Below are 16,964 nucleotides of genomic sequence, written 5' to 3'. Positions count from 1 at the left end.
ACGATGTGCGAAGCTGCCGAACTGTTATGGCCTGGTTCGGGCAGGGTGAAACACTGGGCAAGCTTCTTGTGAAGGTCCGGGCAGGCTGAATGTCATCTGCGTACGGGGGGCAGCAGCCCCCTGGGCACGGCCTGCCATGCAGGGCGGAGAATACGCAGTAGTAACCGGTACGCCGAGCGTGGTACCCCAGCACAGCAGTGACGGTCGACCCCTGCGGGAGGGACACAGTGGAGTCTGGCGCAGCGACGCGTGGCAAGAAGACGCGCGCGAAAGGCGGACAGTCCCCGAGCAACCAGGGAAAGGTGCGCAGCGGCACGACTGAGGTGGACACGGCAGCCCTGAACCGGCTGATGGTTGCCCTGGTGGCGATGCGGGACGGCAACTTCCGCAAGCGGCTCACGGTGTCCGGGGACGGCGTGATGGCCGAGATCGCGGCGGTCTTCAACGAGGTGGCCGACCGCAATCTGCATCTGACGGGTGAGCTCTCGCGGGTGCGGCGGATGGTGGGCCGGGAGGGCAAGCTCACCGAGCGGCTGGAGACGGGGGCGTGTGAGGGCTCCTGGGCGACCGCGATCGACAACTCGAATGCCCTGGTGGACGACCTGGTGCGGCCGGTTTCCGAGGTCAGTCGGGTGCTGTCGGCGGTGGCCGAGGGTGATCTGTCGCCGCGTATGGAGTTGCGGACGCAGGTGCCGGACGGGAACGGTCAGCCGCTGCGCGGCGAGTTCCTGAAGGTCGGGCGGACCGTCAACAATCTGGTCGACCAGCTGTCGACGTTCACCGACGAGGTCACGCGTGTGGCCAGTGAGGTGGGCACCGAGGGCAAGCTGGGGGGACAGGCCCGTGTGCGCGGTATGTCGGGTTCGTGGCGGGACCTCACGGACTCCGTCAACACGATGGCGTACCGGCTCACCGCTCAGGTGCGGGATATCGCGCTGGTGACGACGGCGGTCGCCAAGGGCGATCTGTCCCGGAAGGTCACGGTTCAGGTGGCCGGCGAGATGCTGGAGCTGAAGAACACCGTCAACACGATGGTGGACCAGCTGTCGGCGTTCTCCTCCGAGGTGACCCGGGTGGCCCGTGAGGTGGGCACCGAGGGTGCGCTGGGCGGGCAGGCGCAGGTGCCCGGGGTCGCGGGTGTGTGGAAGGAACTCACCGATTCGGTGAACACCATGGCCGGGAACCTCACGGCCCAGGTGCGCGGGATCGCGGAGGTGACGACGGCGGTCGCCAACGGTGACCTGTCGCGGAAGGTGACCGTGCAGGCGCGCGGCGAGGTCGCGCAGCTCGCCGAGACGATCAACCAGATGACCGAGACGCTGCGGATCTTCGCGGACGAGGTCACCCGTGTGGCCAACGAGGTCGGGGCCGAGGGGCGGCTCGGCGGCCAGGCGAATGTGCCGGGTGCGGCGGGGACGTGGAAGGACCTCACCGATTCGGTGAACACGGTCTTCCGGAATCTCACCACCCAGGTGCGGGACATCGCCGCCGTGACGACGGCGGTGGCCAACGGCGACCTGTCGCAGAAGGTCACCGTCGATGTGGCCGGCGAGATGCTGGAGCTGAAGAACACCGTCAACACGATGGTCGACCAGCTGTCCGCCTTCGGTGCGGAAGTGACCAGGGTGGCCCGTGAGATCGGTGTCGAGGGTGAGCTCGGCGGCCAGGCGCAGGTGCCGGGCGCGGCCGGGACGTGGAAGGACCTGACGGACTCCGTCAACACGGCGTTCCGGAACCTCACCGGACAGGTGCGGAACATCGCGCAGGTGACGACGGCGGTGGCCAACGGCGACCTGTCGCAGAAGGTCACCGTCGACGTCTCCGGCGAGATGCTCAAGCTGAAGAACACCGTGAACACGATGGTGGACCAGCTGTCGAGCTTCGCCGACCAGGTGACCCGGATGGCCCGGGACGTGGGCACGGAGGGCCGTCTCGGCGGTCAGGCCCAGGTGGACGGCGTGTCCGGCACGTGGAAGGAGCTCACCGACTCCGTCAACTCCATGGCCGGCAACCTCACCTCCCAGGTGCGCAACATCGCGCAGGTGACGACGGCGGTGGCCCGGGGTGATCTGTCGCAGAAGATCGACGTGGACGCGCGCGGCGAGATCCTGGAGCTGAAGAACACCATCAACACGATGGTCGACCAGCTGTCGGCCTTCGCCGACCAGGTGACCCGGGTCGCGCGCGAGGTGGGTACGGACGGCCGGCTGGGCGGGCAGGCGCAGGTGCCCGGCGTCGCCGGTGTGTGGCGTGACCTCACCGACTCCGTGAACGGCATGGCCGGGAACCTCACCGCGCAGGTGCGCAACATCGCCCAGGTGGCGACGGCGGTGGCCCGGGGTGATCTGTCGCAAAAGATCGACGTGGACGCGCGCGGCGAGATCCTGGAGCTGAAGAACACCCTGAACACGATGGTGGACCAGCTGTCGTCGTTCGCCCAGGAGGTCACGCGGGTGGCCCGTGAGGTGGGTACGGAGGGCATCCTGGGCGGCCAGGCCGAGGTGCAGGGCGTCTCCGGCACCTGGAAGGACCTCACCCAGTCCGTGAACGGCATGGCGAACAACCTGACCATCCAGGTGCGCAACATCGCGGAGGTCACGACCGCGGTCGCCCGGGGCGATCTGTCGAAGAAGATCACCGTCGACGCCAAGGGCGAGATCCTCGAACTCGTCACGACCGTCAACACGATGGTCGACCAGCTGTCCTCCTTCGCCGAGCAGGTGACCCGGGTGGCCCGCGAGGTGGGCACCGAGGGCATCCTGGGCGGTCAGGCGCACGTGCCGGGCGTCACGGGCATCTGGAAGGACCTGAGCGACAACGTCAACCTGATGGCGAAGAACCTCACCACTCAGGTGCGGAACATCTCCCAGGTCTCGGCGGCGGTCGCCAACGGTGACCTGACGCGGCAGGTCACCATCGAGGCGCGCGGTGAGGTCGCGCAGCTCGCCGACACCATCAACACGATGGTGAAGACGCTGAGTTCGTTCGCCGAGCAGGTCACCAAGGTGGCCCGTGAGGTGGGCACGGACGGCATCCTCGGCGGGCAGGCGCACGTGCCGGGTGTGGCCGGTACGTGGAAGGACCTGACCGAGTCCGTGAACCAGATGGCGTCCAACCTGACCGGTCAGGTGCGCAACATCGCCATGGTGACCACGGCCATCGCCAAGGGTGACCTGACGAAGAAGATCGACATCGACGCGCGCGGGGAGATCCTCGAGCTGAAGACGACCATCAACACGATGGTCGACCAGCTGTCGTCGTTCGCCGAGGAGGTCACCCGGGTCGCCCGCGAGGTGGGCACGGAGGGACAGCTCGGCGGCCAGGCACGCGTGCGTGACGTCGACGGCACCTGGCGGGACCTGACCGAGTCCGTGAACGAGATGGCCGGGAACCTGACCCGGCAGGTGCGTGCCATCGCGCGCGTGGCGACCGCGGTGACCCGCGGCGATCTGAACCTGAAGATCGACGTGGACGCGTCCGGGGAGATCCAGGAGCTCCAGGACTACATCAACAAGATGATCGCCAACCTGCGCGACACCACGATCGCCAACAAGGAGCAGGACTGGCTCAAGGGCAACCTGGCCCGTATCTCCGCGCTGATGCAGGGCCGCCGCGACCTGGAGGACGTGGCCTCGCTGATCATGAGCGAGCTGACGCCGGTGGTGTCCGCGCAGCACGGCGCGTTCTTCCTGGCGATGCCGCTCGTCGACGGCGAGGACATGAACGCCGCGGACGAGGACCAGTACGAGCTGCGCATGCTCGGCTCGTACGGCTACTCGATGGGCTCCATGCCGACGTCGTTCCAGCCCGGTGAGGCACTCATCGGCACGGCCGCCACGGAGAAGCGCACGATCCTCGTGGAGAACGCGCCCAGCGGCTACCTGAGGATCTCCTCGGGGCTCGGGGAGGCGCCGCCCGCGCAGGTGATCGTGCTGCCGGTGCTGTTCGAGGGGAAGGTGCTCGGCGTCATCGAGCTGGCGTCCTTCACGCCGTTCACCCAGATCCAGAAGGACTTCCTCAACCAGATCGCGGAGATGATCGCGACGAGCGTCAACACCATCTCCGTCAACACCAAGACCGAGCTGCTGCTGGCGCAGTCGCAGGAGCTGACCGAACAACTGCGTGAGCGCTCCGCGGAGTTGGAGCAGCGGCAGAAGGCCCTCCAGGCGTCCAACGCCGAACTGGAGGAGAAGGCCGAGCTGCTGGCCCAGCAGAACCGCGACATCGAGGTGAAGAACACCGAGATCGAGGAGGCGCGGCAGGTCCTGGAGGAGCGCGCCGAGCAGCTCGCCGTGTCGATGCGCTACAAGAGCGAGTTCCTGGCGAACATGTCGCACGAGCTGCGTACGCCGCTCAACTCGCTGCTGATCCTGGCCAAGCTGCTCGCCGACAACGCCGAGGGGAACCTCTCCCCGAAGCAGGTCGAGTTCGCCGAGACGATCCACGGGGCCGGTTCCGACCTGCTCCAGCTGATCAACGACATCCTCGACCTGTCGAAGGTCGAGGCGGGCAAGATGGACGTCTCCCCGACGCGGATCGCGCTCGTCCAGCTCGTGGACTACGTGGAGGCCACCTTCCGGCCGCTGACCGCGGAGAAGGGCCTGGACCTGTCCGTACGGGTCTCGCCGGAGCTGCCCGCGACGCTGCACACCGACGAGCAGCGGTTGCTGCAGGTGCTGCGCAACCTGCTGTCCAACGCGGTGAAGTTCACCGACTCCGGGTCGGTGGAGCTGGTCATCAGGCCGGCGCGGGACGACGTGCCGCAGAAGATCCGGGAGCAGTTGCTGGAGACCGGGTCGCTGACCGATCCGGACGCCGAGCTGATCGCGTTCTCCGTGACGGACACCGGGATCGGCATCGCGTCCAGCAAGATGCGGGTGATCTTCGAGGCGTTCAAGCAGGCCGACGGCACGACCAGCCGCAAGTACGGCGGTACGGGTCTCGGGCTGTCCATCTCGCGGGAGATCGCCCAGCTGCTCGGCGGTGAGATCCACGCGCAGAGCGAGCCGGGCCGCGGCTCGACGTTCACGCTGTACCTGCCGCTGCACCCGAGCGAACTGCCGCCGCAGGGCTACCAGCAGCAGCTGCCGGCCCTGGAGGCCGGTGACCTGATGACGTCGACGTCGGAGCTGTCCGAGCTGTCCGAGGTCGAGGTCGAGACGCCGGCCGAGGTGAAGTCGTACAACGAGACGCAGAACGGGCCGGCCGCCCTGTTCCGGCGGCGGCGCAGGATGCCGGAGCTGGCACCGCGCCCGGCGCAGCCGGAGCAGTGGACGCCCGCGGAGCAGGAGACGGCGCCGAAGACGCAGCGCGGCATCCGGTTCGGCGGCCAGAAGGTCCTGATCGTGGACGACGACATCCGCAACGTCTTCGCGCTGACGAGCGTCCTGGAGCAGCACGGCCTGTCCGTGCTGTACGCGGAGAACGGCCGTGAGGGCATCGAGGTGCTGGAGCAGCACGACGACGTGGCGGTCGTCCTGATGGACATCATGATGCCCGAGATGGACGGGTACGCGACGACCACGGCGATCCGCAGGATGCCGCAGTTCGCCGGACTGCCGATCATCGCGCTGACCGCGAAGGCCATGAAGGGCGACCGGGAGAAGGCGATCGAGTCGGGCGCCTCCGACTACGTCACGAAGCCGGTCGACCCCGATCACCTGCTGACGGTGATGGATCAGTGGATGCGAGGGGAATGAGGGGAACGTTGGACCGTTACGCAACGTTGGCGGGAAGGTTCGGTGTTCACACGGAGTTGCGGACTCGGTGTGCGCATAGTCGTGTAGAAGTACGAGATCTGGGGAACCTTCTGGTCTCCTGCTGCGTTTCTGCTACGTGCACAGTGACATCCCGGTGACAGGGTGTGGTGACAGGCAGGGTGCGGCTACGATGACCGGCACAAGGACGGGCGGCGCAAGGGAGTCGTCCCCTGGGGCGGCACCCACCGGTGCACCCCCAGGTCCTGCGGACAGGGGAGGCCCCACGCCGGGGCGAGGAGGGCGGGCCATGGTGCAGAAGGCCAAGATCCTCCTGGTCGATGACCGGCCGGAGAATCTGCTTGCGCTGGAGGCGATCCTCTCTGCGCTCGATCAGACGCTGGTGCGGGCATCGTCCGGGGAGGAAGCGCTCAAAGCGCTGCTCACGGACGACTTCGCGGTCATTCTGCTGGACGTCCAGATGCCGGGCATGGACGGCTTCGAAACAGCCGCGCACATCAAGCGGCGGGAGCGGACCCGGGACATCCCGATCATCTTCCTCACCGCGATCAACCACGGGCCACACCACACCTTCCGGGGTTACGCGGCCGGCGCGGTCGACTACATCTCCAAGCCGTTCGACCCGTGGGTGCTGCGCGCGAAGGTCTCCGTCTTCGTCGAGCTGTACATGAAGAACTGCCAGCTGCGTGAGCAGGCGTCGCTGCTGCGGCTCCAGTTGGACGGCAACGGCAAGGACGCGGGCGGTGAGGCCAAGGAGTCGGCCGGGCTGCTCGCCGAGCTCTCCGCTCGGCTCGCGGCCGTCGAGGAACAGGCCGAGGCGCTGACCAAGCAGCTCAACGACGATTCGACGGACGCCGCGGCGGTGGCCACGGCGGCCCATCTGGAGCGCAAGCTCACGGGGTTGCGGCGGGCGCTGGACGCGCTGGAGCCGGGCACCGGGACCACATCGTCGGTGTCCTCGCAGAACTGACGCCCGGGCAGGCGAGGTTGCCCGCCCATGAGTCAGCGTCAATTCCGTGCCTCTCCCGGAGCGACACGAACGGGTGAAGCCGTAGGCACACGTGTCCCTTGTCGTCTCCCCCGGTAACCTCACACCCATGGCCTCACGTCCCTCCGCAGCCAAGAAGCCGCCCGCGAAGAAGGCGGCCGGTTCGGCGAAGGCTCCGGCGAAGAAGGCCGCTGCCAAAAAGGCTCCCGCGAAGAAGGCGCCCGCCAAGAAGGCCGCGGCGAAGAAGGTCGCGCCCAAACCGGCTCCGAGCCCGACCGGGGGCATCTACCGGCTCGTGCGCGCCCTGTGGCTCGGGGTCGCCCATGCCGTGGGCGCCGTGTTCCGCGGCATAGGGCAGGGTGCCAAGAACCTCGACCCGGCCCATCGCAAGGACGGTGTCGCCCTGCTGCTGCTCGCCATCGCGCTGATCGTCGCCGCGGGCACCTGGGCCGACCTGAAGGGCCCCGTGGGCGACCTGGTCGAAATCCTGGTGACCGGTGCCTTCGGCCGGCTCGACCTGCTCGTGCCGATCCTGCTCGCCGTCATCGCCGTGCGGTTCATCCGCCACCCGGAGAAGCCCGAGGCCAACGGACGCATCGTCATCGGCCTGTCCGCGCTCGTCATCGGCGTGCTCGGCCAGGTCCACATCGCCTGCGGCTCACCCGCCCGCGGCGACGGCATGCAGGCGATAAGGGACGCCGGTGGCCTCATCGGCTGGGCCATGGCGACCCCGCTGTCGTACGCCATGGGCGACGTGCTCGCCGTGCCGCTGCTCGTGCTGCTGACGGTCTTCGGGCTGCTGGTCGTCACGGCCACGCCGGTCAACGCCATCCCGCAGCGGCTGCGGCACGCCGGGGTGCGGCTCGGGATTCTCCGAGACCCGGCCGACGACGAGTTCGGGGAGGACGACGAGCGCTACGAGGAGCAGTGGCGTGAGGCGCTGCCCGCACGGCCGCGCGGCAGGCGCACGCCGGCGCCCGGGGCGTACGACCCCGACAGCGCCGAGCAGGAGGCGCTCTCCCGGCGCCGCGGCCGTCCCCGGCGGTCGGCGGTGCCGCAGCCCGACATGGACCGGCCCATGGACGCCGTGGACGTCGCCGCGGCGGCGGCCGCCGCGCTCGACGGGGCCGTGCTGCACGGGATGCCGCCCTCGCCGATCGTCGCCGACCTCACCCAGGGCGTGAGCGTCGGGGACCGCGAGGCGACCACGCCGACGCCCGTCCCGGCCGCCAGGCCCCAGCAGGAGAAGCTCACACAGGGCGAGCCCGAGCAGGAGAAGCCGAGGGCGGGTGTCCGCGACCTCACCAAGTCCCCGCCCGCCAAGCCCCGCGACCTGCCGCCGCGTGCGGAACAGCTCCAGCTGTCCGGCGACATCACCTACGCGCTGCCGTCGCTCGACCTCCTCACGCGCGGCGGCCCCGGCAAGGCCCGCAGCGCAGCCAACGACGCCATAGTCGCCGCGCTCACCAACGTCTTCACCGAGTTCAAGGTCGACGCCAACGTCACCGGCTTCACGCGCGGGCCGACGGTCACGCGCTACGAGATCGAGCTCGGCCCCGCCGTGAAGGTCGAGCGGATCACCGCGCTCGCCAAGAACATCGCCTACGCCGTCGCCAGTCCGGACGTGCGGATCATCAGCCCGATCCCCGGCAAGTCCGCGGTCGGCATCGAGATCCCGAACACCGACCGGGAGATGGTCAACCTCGGTGACGTACTGCGGCTCGCGGAGTCCGCGGAGGACGACGACCCGATGCTGGTCGCCTTCGGCAAGGACGTCGAGGGCGGCTACGTCATGCACTCGCTGGCGAAGATGCCGCACATGCTGGTCGCCGGCGCCACCGGCTCCGGCAAGTCGTCCTGCATCAACTGCCTGATCACCTCGATCATGATGCGGGCGACCCCCGAGGACGTCCGGATGATCCTCGTCGACCCCAAGCGGGTCGAGCTGACCGCCTACGAGGGCATCCCGCACCTGATCACTCCGATCATCACCAACCCCAAGCGGGCCGCCGAGGCGCTCCAGTGGGTCGTGCGCGAGATGGACCTGCGCTACGACGACCTGGCCGCCTACGGCTACCGGCACATCGACGACTTCAACCGGGCCGTGCGCGAGGGCAAGGTCAAACCGCCCGAGGGCAGCGAGCGCGAGCTCCAGCCGTACCCGTACCTGCTGGTCATCGTCGACGAGCTCGCCGACCTGATGATGGTCGCGCCGCGCGACGTCGAGGACGCGATCGTGCGCATCACGCAGCTCGCGCGCGCGGCCGGCATCCATCTGGTGCTCGCCACACAGCGGCCGTCCGTCGACGTCGTCACCGGCCTGATCAAGGCGAACGTGCCGTCGCGGCTGGCGTTCGCCACGTCGTCGCTCGCCGACTCGCGGGTCATCCTCGACCAGCCGGGCGCCGAGAAGCTCATCGGCAAGGGCGACGGGCTGTTCCTGCCGATGGGTGCCAACAAGCCGACCCGTATGCAGGGCGCCTTCGTGACCGAGGAGGAGATCGCGGGCGTCGTCCGGCACTGCAAGGACCAGATGGCGCCCGTCTTCCGGGACGACGTCACCGTCGGGACCAAGCAGAAGAAGGAGATCGACGAGGACATCGGCGACGACCTCGACCTGCTGTGCCAGGCGGCCGAACTGGTCGTCTCCACGCAGTTCGGGTCGACCTCCATGCTCCAGCGCAAACTGCGCGTCGGCTTCGCCAAGGCCGGGCGGCTGATGGACCTCATGGAGTCCCGGAACATCGTCGGGCCGAGCGAGGGTTCCAAGGCTCGTGACGTTCTTGTGAAGCCTGATGAGCTGGATGGCGTGCTCGCGCTGATCCGGGGGGAGTCTGAAGGGTAGGGAAGCGGTTCACACCGGTCGCCACGCCGAGTCGTACTGCAATCGGGTGTCCGGATCGTGACTCACCCGTAAGGGGGCATCGAGCAACCGTTTCCCTTCGGCGTACGTCAAGTTGAGGGAAACGACGAACAGCTTCCCCACCATCGGAATGTCGGGCCATTCCGATGGCGTACAAAGTGCCACCGCCCGGTTGCCCCACCCTTTTGTACCCCCCCTAGACTGAACCTCCAGCACAGGCGGCTACACGCTCGAAAGGCGCCCCCGTGTCCATCGGCAACTCCCCTGAAGACGAGCGTCCGTTCGAAGACGAGCGCGTCGAAGAAGACCGCGAGGAAGCCCGCCCCTCCATCGGCCGTGCCCTTCAGCAGGCGCGTATCGCCGCTGGGCTGACCGTCGACGACATCAGTAGCGCCACCCGGGTCCGCATGAACATCGTGCACGCCATCGAGGCGGACGACTTCACCGCCTGCGGTGGTGACGTCTATGCCCGAGGGCACATCAGGACCCTGGCCAAGGCCGTCCACCTCGACCCCGCGCCGCTGCTCGACCAGTACGGCGACGAGCACGGCGGGCGCCCGGCACCGACCCCGGCAGCTCCCCTCTTCGAGGCGGAGCGCATCCGTCCGGAGCGGCGGGGGCCCAACTGGACCGCCGCCATGGTTGCCGCGATCGTCGCCGTGATCGGATTCGTCGGGTTCACCATGTTCCAGGGCGGCGACGACGGCGGCGGCGAGGCGAACGTGGCCGAGGGCTCCACGCCCGGCGACTCCGCCTCGCCGACCACCAAGACCAAGAAGCCCACTGACCCCAAGCCCGAGGCGTCCGACAGCGCCATCGCCGCCGCGCCCCAGGACAAGGTGACGGTCCAGGTGGCCGCCGCCGACGGCCGCAGCTGGATCTCCGCCAAGGACCACAACGGCCGGCTGCTCTTCGACGGATTCCTCAAGCAGGGCGAGACCAAGACCTTCCAGGACAGCTCGAAGGTGCACCTCGTCCTCGGTGACGCCGGTGCGATCGACCTCTTCGTCAACGGCAAGAAGATCAAGGACGACTTCCAGCCGGGCTCCGTGGAGCGCCTGACGTACACGAAGGGTGACCCCGAGGCCGGGTAACCGGGCGGAAGGGTGCCGTCACTACGGGGTTGGCCTGGAAACGGCCAACCCCGTCGACGTGGGGTGTCAGCGGGACGAAGTACTCTTGAGCCCATGCCTGAACGCCGTACCGTCGCACTCGTCACCCTTGGCTGCGCCCGTAACGAGGTGGACTCGGAGGAGCTCGCAGGCCGTTTGGAGGCGGACGGCTGGCAGCTCGTGGAGGACGCCGAGGACGCGGACGTCGCTGTCGTGAACACCTGCGGCTTCGTCGAGGCCGCCAAGAAGGACTCCGTCGACGCCCTCCTGGAGGCCAACGACCTCAAGGGACACGGCAGAACCCAGGCCGTCGTGGCGGTGGGCTGCATGGCCGAGCGGTACGGCAAGGAGCTCGCCGAAGCCCTCCCCGAGGCCGACGGTGTACTCGGGTTCGACGACTACACGGACATCTCGGACCGCCTCCAGACCATCCTCAACGGCGGCATCCACGCCTCGCACACCCCGCGCGACCGGCGCAAGCTGCTGCCGATCAGCCCGGCCGAGCGGCAGGAGTCGGCCGCCGAGGTCGCGCTGCCCGGACACGCCCCCGCGGACCTCCCGGAGGGCCTCGCTCCGGCCTCCGGCCCCCGCGCGCCCCTGCGCCGCCGTCTGGACGGCTCCCCGGTGGCCTCCGTGAAGCTCGCCTCCGGCTGTGACCGGCGCTGCTCCTTCTGCGCCATCCCGTCCTTCCGTGGCTCCTTCATCTCCCGCCGCCCGAGCGACGTGCTGAACGAGACCCGCTGGCTGGCCGAGCAGGGCGTGAAGGAGATCATGCTGGTCTCCGAGAACAACACCTCCTACGGCAAGGACCTCGGCGACATCCGCCTGCTGGAGTCGCTGCTGCCCGAGCTCGCCGAGGTGGACGGCATCGAGCGGGTCCGGGTGAGCTACCTCCAGCCCGCGGAGATGCGGCCGGGCCTGATCGACGTGCTGACGTCGACCCCGAAGGTCGCGCCCTACTTCGACCTGTCCTTCCAGCACTCCGCGCCCGGTGTGCTGCGCGCGATGCGCCGCTTCGGCGACACTGACCGGTTCCTGGAGCTGCTCGACACGATCCGCAGCAAGGCGCCCGAGGCCGGCGTGCGCTCCAACTTCATCGTCGGCTTCCCCGGCGAGAGCGAGGCCGACCTCGCCGAACTGGAGCGGTTCCTCAGCGGCGCGCGGCTGGACGCCATCGGCGTCTTCGGCTACTCCGACGAGGAGGGCACCGAGGCGGCGACCTACGAGAACAAGCTCGACGAGGACGTCGTCGCCGAGCGGCTGGCCCGTGTCTCGCGGCTGGCCGAGGAACTCGTCTCGCAGCGCGCCGAGGAGCGCGTCGGCCAGACGGTGCACGTGCTCGTCGAGTCCGTCGACGACGAGGAGGGCGTGTACGGCCGGGCGGCGCACCAGGCGCCCGAGACGGACGGCCAGGTGCTGCTCACGAGCGGCGCGGGCCTGAGCAGCGGCCGTATGGTCGAGGCGAAGGTGGTCGGTACGGAGGGCGTCGACCTGGTGGCCGAGCCGCTTCAGGGCTCGTTCGCGTCGCCGGCGTGGAGTGAGGAGGCGGGCAGATGACCGGTGTTCCGGCATCCGCGGCGGGAGGCCCCTCCGGCGCGAGGAGGGCCGCGGCCGGTGCGGCTTCGGGGAAGGTTCCCGGGGCTTCGATGGGCCGGTCGGCCGCGCGGTCGACCGAGGGCGGTGCGTCCGGCGCGGCGCCGGGTGCACGGCAGGGTGCGGCGTCCGGCGTGGGTGACAGCGGGGCCGCCGCCGGTGACGGCGCGGAGAGCGCCGTCGTCGACGCGCAGGACGACGGGAAGCCGGCACGGGGCGGGAAGCTGGCTGCCGCGGCCGTCAACCAGGCCAGCGTCTGGAACGTCGCCAACCTCCTGACCATGCTCCGGCTGATCCTCGTACCGGCCTTCGTGGCGCTGATGCTCGCGGACGGCGGGTACGACCCGGCGTGGCGGGCCCTCGCCTGGGCGGCCTTCGCCATCGCCATGATCACCGACCTCTTCGACGGTCATCTGGCGCGCACGTACAACCTGGTCACCGACTTCGGGAAGATCGCCGACCCCATCGCCGACAAGGCGATCATGGGGGCGGCGCTGATCTGTCTGTCCGCGCTCGGCGATCTGCCGTGGTGGGTGACGGGCGTCATCCTCGGCCGGGAACTCGGGATCACGCTGCTGCGTTTTCTGGTCATTCGGTACGGCGTCATCCCGGCCAGCCGCGGAGGCAAGCTCAAGACGCTCACCCAGGGCGTGGCCGTGGGCATGTACGTGCTGGCGCTGACGGGGTGGCTGGCCACCCTGAGGTTCTGGGTGATGGCCGCGGCGGTCGTTCTGACCGTGGTGACCGGGCTCGACTATGTGAAACAGGCCATTGTGCTGCGCAGGCGGGGAATCGCCGAGCGCAAGGCCGCGTTGGAGGAGAAGGAAGCGTGAGTTCCACGGCCACCGACGTGGTGCGACTACTCACGGTGAAGGGCAGGACGCTCGCCGTCGCGGAGTCGCTGACCGGTGGCCTCGTAGCGGCGGAGATCACATCCGTCCCCGGGGCGTCCAAGGTCTTCCGGGGCTCGGTGACGGCCTACGCCACCGAACTGAAGCATGACCTACTGGGCGTCGACGCCGCCCTGCTGGCGGCGCGAGGAGCGGTGGATCCGCAGGTCGCGGCCCAGATGGCGGCCGGAGTGCGTAAGGCGCTCGGCACGGACTGGGGCATCGCGACCACCGGTGTCGCGGGTCCCGAGCCGCAGGACGGACAGAGCGTCGGGACGGTCTTCGTCGCCGTGGACGGACCCCTGAGGGCCGATTCCGGTTCTGCCGGCGGCGGAAAAGTGGAGGCTCTGCGGTTGAACGGCGACCGCGAGGAAATTCGTAGAGAGAGTGTACGGAGCGTACTCGCACTGCTCCTGAAGGAGCTTGCGGGCGAACAGACTGGGAATGAGCGGGCACAGGATACGGAACGGAACGGGGGGTTTTGATGTTTGCAGCCCTGAGTGAACACGACATCGCTCCCCGCACGGCCGCGGCGCAAGGCGGTACGGTGGGGCGTAATGGATGCGGCTACGCGGTCCGAGGAGGGAGCCACCGATGATTCTGCTCCGTCGCCTGCTGGGTGACGTGCTGCGTCGGCAGCGCCAGCGCCAGGGCCGTACTCTGCGCGAAGTCTCCTCGTCCGCCCGAGTCTCACTCGGCTATCTATCCGAGGTGGAGCGGGGGCAGAAGGAGGCTTCCTCCGAACTGCTCTCCGCCATCTGCGACGCGCTGGACGTACGGATGTCCGAGCTCATGCGGGAAGTGAGCGACGAGCTCGCCCTGGCCGAGCTGGCCCAGTCCGCTGCGGCCACCCCCAGCGAACCTGTGCCCACGCCGGTTCGCCCGATGCTGGGTTCCGTTTCGGTGACCGGTGTGCCACCGGAACGGGTGACGATCAAGGCGCCCGCCGAGGCGGTGGACGTCGTCGCCGCGTGAGCGTGTACGCGGACGCGGCTCGCGCCGTGTGAAGCGTGGGACGCCGACGAGGCGCTGAGAAGGTGTGGTGAGGCCCCGGCCGGGCCTCTCCGGGAGATCCGGAGGGGTGCGCCCGGGGTTTTCGCTTGCGCGGGGCCGCCCAGCATCGGCCTGTCCGTTTTGTTTGCGTTTGCCGGTGGGGCGTGCGGCGGTCATCGTTGAGGGGATGGCGGGGGGCAGCCAACGGAGGTGCGGATGTACGTCGTGAAGAGCCCGCTGTCCGACGCGAGCCTGAAGACCGTCTCCGAGGCGTTGCAGGGCGCCCTGGTCGACCTGGTGGACCTCGCCCTCGTGGCGAAGCAGATCCACTGGAACGTGGTGGGGCCGCGCTTCCGCTCCGTACACCTCCAGCTCGATGAGGTCGTCGACACCGCGCGGAAGTACTCCGACACCGTGGCGGAGCGCGCCGCGGCGCTCGGGATCCCGCCCGACGGGCGTGCCGCGACGGTCGCCGTCGGCAGCGGGATCGGCGTGACGCCCGAGGGGTGGGTCGACGACACGACCGCCGTGGGGGCGCTCGTCGAGGCGCTGGGCGCGGTGATCGCGCGGATGCGGGAACGGGTCGAGGCGACCGGTGAGCCGGATCCCGTGAGCCAGGACATCTTCATCGGGATCACGGCGGACCTGGAGAAGCATCACTGGATGTTCCAGGCCGAGAACGGGTGACCGGAGAGGGCGCGGCAGCGGGAGACGGGCCGAGCGGAGACATCGCCGCTCAGGGCTTCGCCGCTCGCGGTCTCGCAGCCCGGCGCAGTGGGGTGCGCGGTGCGCCCGTGTGCCGTTGGTGCGCCCTGTCCGCCGGCCCGCGCGGCCCCATAGCGTCGGGCTGGAGGTGGCGGCCATGGCGGGGATAGGGCGCTGGGGGGCCCGCGGAGCTGTGCTGGGGCTGGGGGCGCTGTGGTGGTGGGCGGTGCTGCGGCTGGTGGTCGCGCCCGGGGCCGGGGTGCTGGAGGCGACGGTCGCGGCCGGGGGGTGGGGGTTGAGCGTGCTGCCGGTGCATTGCGTGCCGAAGGGGCGGGCGAGCGCGGCGGTTGGTACGGGGCGGTGGCGGAGGGTGCTGGCGGTGGGGCGCCGGGGGGTGGTGTCGCGGAGGGGGTGATGTCGGGGGCGGGTGCTTCGGGGGCGCGGGGGTCTTGGGTGGGTGTGTGCCAGGTGTGTCTACCAGGGCATCGCCACGCCGCCGTTCGGGCGGACGATCTGGCCCGTCGTGAAGGCCGAGGCGTCGGATGCCAGGTGCAGGACCGCGTGGGCGATGTCCTCGGGGGTGCCGACCTTCCCCAACGGGGACATGCGGGTCATGAGGGCCTCGGTGTGTGCCTGGGCCTCGCTGTCGCGGCGGTCGGTCATGGGGGTACGGATCCAGCCGGGAGCGACCGCGTTGACGCGGATCCCGTGCCGGCCGACCTCGGTCGCGAGGGTCTTGGTCAGCTGGACCACCGCCGCCTTGGCCGCGCCGTAGCAGAGCAGCCCGCGGGCGCCGGTGTCGACGGCGCCCGAGGCCATGGTGACGATGCTGCCCCCGCAGCCCTGGGCGATCATCAGACGGGCCGCCTCCTGGCAGGCGTGCAGCACGCCCTTGAAGTTGACGTCGAGCACCCGGTCGAGATCTTCGTCCCGGGTCTCCAGAACCGGGCTGCTGTGCATGATCCCGGCGATCGCGGCCAGGATGTCCAGGCGTTCGCAGGAGGTGATGGCCTGCCTCAGCCGGGCGCGGTCGGTGACGTCGAGGTCGTGGGTGTGGGCGGTGCCGCCGCCGTCCTTGATCAGGGCCGCCGTCTCGTGCAGGCCCTCGGTGTCGCGGTCCGCGCAGTGCACGGTGGCGCCCGCCTCCCCGAGCAGGAGTGCCGAGGCCCGGCCGATGCCGCTCGCGGCTCCGGTGACGAAAGCGGCGCGGCCGGTGAGGTCGTACGCCGTGACGGGCATACAGGGACCGTACGAGCGTTTCTGACGGGTCGTCAATGGGCGCGACTGCGCCGGGTCGGGGACGCGGCCGGGGCGGGGCCCCGCTGACAGGCGGGGCACCAGTACGTGGGGCGTTCGCGGGAGCCGTCTCCCTGGTCGGCGACACGGACGGAGGTGTGGCAGCGCAGGCAGGGGCGGGGGGCCCGGCCGTACACGAAGAGGTCCTGGCCGCGGCGGCCCGTCGTACTGCGGATCGGGCGGTCGCGGTTGGTCTCCAGCAGCTTCTTGGCGAGCGCGGGCAGCTGGGCGGCGCGCTCGGCGGGCAGGTCGCCGACGGGGAGCCAGGGGGTGACGCCGAGCAGGAAGCAGAGCTCGCTCTTGTAGACATTGCCGATACCGGCGAGGTTGCGCTGGTCGAGCAGGGCCTCGCCGAGGGGGCGGGCGGGGTCCTGGAGGAGATGGGCGAGGGCCCGGTCGGGGTCCCAGTCCGGGCCGAGGAGGTCGGGGCCGAGGTGGCCGACCGCGCGGTGCTCGTCGGCGGTGCGCAGGAGCTCCAGGACGGGGAGGCGGTAGCCGACGGCCGTGCGGTCGGCGTTGCCGAGGATCGCGCGGATCTGGTGGCCGGGGCCGCCGCTCCAGCGCCGGCCGTTCGCGTACACCTTCCAGGAACCGTCCATCCGCAGGTGGGAGTGCAGGGTCAGGCCGCCCTCGACGCGGGTCAGGAGGTGTTTGCCGCGCGCGGTGACGTCGAGGACCGTACGGCCCGTGAGGTCGGCCGTCGCGAGCCGGGGCACCCGGAGGTCGCTACGGGTCAGCACCTTGCCCGCGAGGGCGTTGTGCAGCCGGCTCGCGGTCTGCCAGACCGTGTCACCTTCGGGCATGGGT

The 16,964-nt window shown here is 69.8% G+C and carries 12 protein-coding genes; 10 read left to right on the top strand and 2 right to left on the bottom strand.

Features of this window, described 5'->3' with window-relative positions:
- Positions 1-227: 227 nt before the first annotated feature.
- The 10 genes from SCNRRL3882_RS10670 to SCNRRL3882_RS10625 all read left to right on the top strand — a co-directional run bounded on the left by SCNRRL3882_RS10670 (position 228) and on the right by SCNRRL3882_RS10625 (position 15,276).
- A complete protein-coding gene (locus SCNRRL3882_RS10670) occupies positions 228-5,699 on the top strand; it encodes a HAMP domain-containing protein (RefSeq protein WP_102514780.1) in 5,472 nt (1,823 codons plus the stop codon).
- 307 nt (positions 5,700-6,006) lie between these two features.
- The gene (locus SCNRRL3882_RS10665) at positions 6,007-6,687 is read left to right on the top strand and encodes a response regulator (RefSeq protein ID WP_010034711.1); all 681 of its coding nucleotides are present in this window, start codon (positions 6,007-6,009) and stop codon (positions 6,685-6,687) included.
- Positions 6,688-6,814: 127 nt separating this feature from the next.
- Positions 6,815-9,550 carry a DNA translocase FtsK gene (locus SCNRRL3882_RS10660; protein WP_010034713.1) on the top strand — a complete coding sequence of 912 codons (2,736 nt, stop codon included), beginning with the start codon at positions 6,815-6,817 and terminating at the stop codon, positions 9,548-9,550.
- A 263-nt stretch (positions 9,551-9,813) separates the two neighbouring features.
- Positions 9,814-10,662, top strand: a complete 849-nt coding sequence (locus SCNRRL3882_RS10655; protein WP_010034715.1) for a helix-turn-helix domain-containing protein — start codon at positions 9,814-9,816, stop codon at positions 10,660-10,662.
- Positions 10,663-10,755: 93 nt separating this feature from the next.
- Complete coding sequence (gene rimO / locus SCNRRL3882_RS10650; RefSeq protein WP_078602746.1) at positions 10,756-12,237, top strand: 30S ribosomal protein S12 methylthiotransferase RimO; 1,482 nt, start codon at positions 10,756-10,758, stop codon at positions 12,235-12,237.
- Positions 12,234-13,106, top strand: a complete 873-nt coding sequence (pgsA, locus tag SCNRRL3882_RS10645) for a CDP-diacylglycerol--glycerol-3-phosphate 3-phosphatidyltransferase (protein WP_029180807.1) — start codon at positions 12,234-12,236, stop codon at positions 13,104-13,106. Before rimO ends, pgsA begins: the two co-directional genes overlap by 4 nt.
- Positions 13,103-13,648 carry a CinA family protein gene (locus tag SCNRRL3882_RS10640; RefSeq protein WP_010034723.1) on the top strand — a complete coding sequence of 182 codons (546 nt, stop codon included), beginning with the start codon at positions 13,103-13,105 and terminating at the stop codon, positions 13,646-13,648. The genes pgsA and SCNRRL3882_RS10640 overlap by 4 nt, the downstream gene beginning before the upstream one ends.
- A 109-nt stretch (positions 13,649-13,757) precedes the next feature.
- Positions 13,758-14,138: a helix-turn-helix domain-containing protein gene (locus SCNRRL3882_RS10635; RefSeq protein ID WP_003993396.1), complete on the top strand. Its 381-nt coding sequence runs from the start codon at positions 13,758-13,760 to the stop codon at positions 14,136-14,138.
- A 234-nt stretch (positions 14,139-14,372) separates the two neighbouring features.
- The gene (locus SCNRRL3882_RS10630) at positions 14,373-14,843 is read left to right on the top strand and encodes a Dps family protein (protein WP_010034736.1); all 471 of its coding nucleotides are present in this window, start codon (positions 14,373-14,375) and stop codon (positions 14,841-14,843) included.
- Between the two features lie 175 nt (positions 14,844-15,018).
- The gene (locus tag SCNRRL3882_RS10625; RefSeq protein WP_010034738.1) at positions 15,019-15,276 is read left to right on the top strand and encodes a hypothetical protein; all 258 of its coding nucleotides are present in this window, start codon (positions 15,019-15,021) and stop codon (positions 15,274-15,276) included.
- A gap of 59 nt (positions 15,277-15,335) precedes the next feature.
- Here the strand turns inward: SCNRRL3882_RS10625 and SCNRRL3882_RS10620 are convergent, their stop codons facing one another.
- Together SCNRRL3882_RS10620 and SCNRRL3882_RS10615 are read right to left on the bottom strand one after the other, a co-directional pair.
- On the bottom strand, positions 15,336-16,100 hold the full coding sequence (locus SCNRRL3882_RS10620; RefSeq protein ID WP_010034739.1) for an SDR family NAD(P)-dependent oxidoreductase: 765 nt from the start codon (positions 16,098-16,100) through the stop codon (positions 15,336-15,338).
- Between the two features lie 32 nt (positions 16,101-16,132).
- Positions 16,133-16,960: a DNA-formamidopyrimidine glycosylase family protein gene (locus SCNRRL3882_RS10615; RefSeq protein WP_010034742.1), complete on the bottom strand. Its 828-nt coding sequence runs from the start codon at positions 16,958-16,960 to the stop codon at positions 16,133-16,135.
- Positions 16,961-16,964 lie beyond the last annotated feature (4 nt).

This window comes from Streptomyces chartreusis NRRL 3882, from assembly GCF_900236475.1.
Lineage (GTDB): Bacteria > Actinomycetota > Actinomycetes > Streptomycetales > Streptomycetaceae > Streptomyces > Streptomyces chartreusis_D.
The sequence above is the reverse complement of the archived record's forward strand: the minus strand, read 5'-3'. Positions and strand labels throughout refer to the sequence as shown.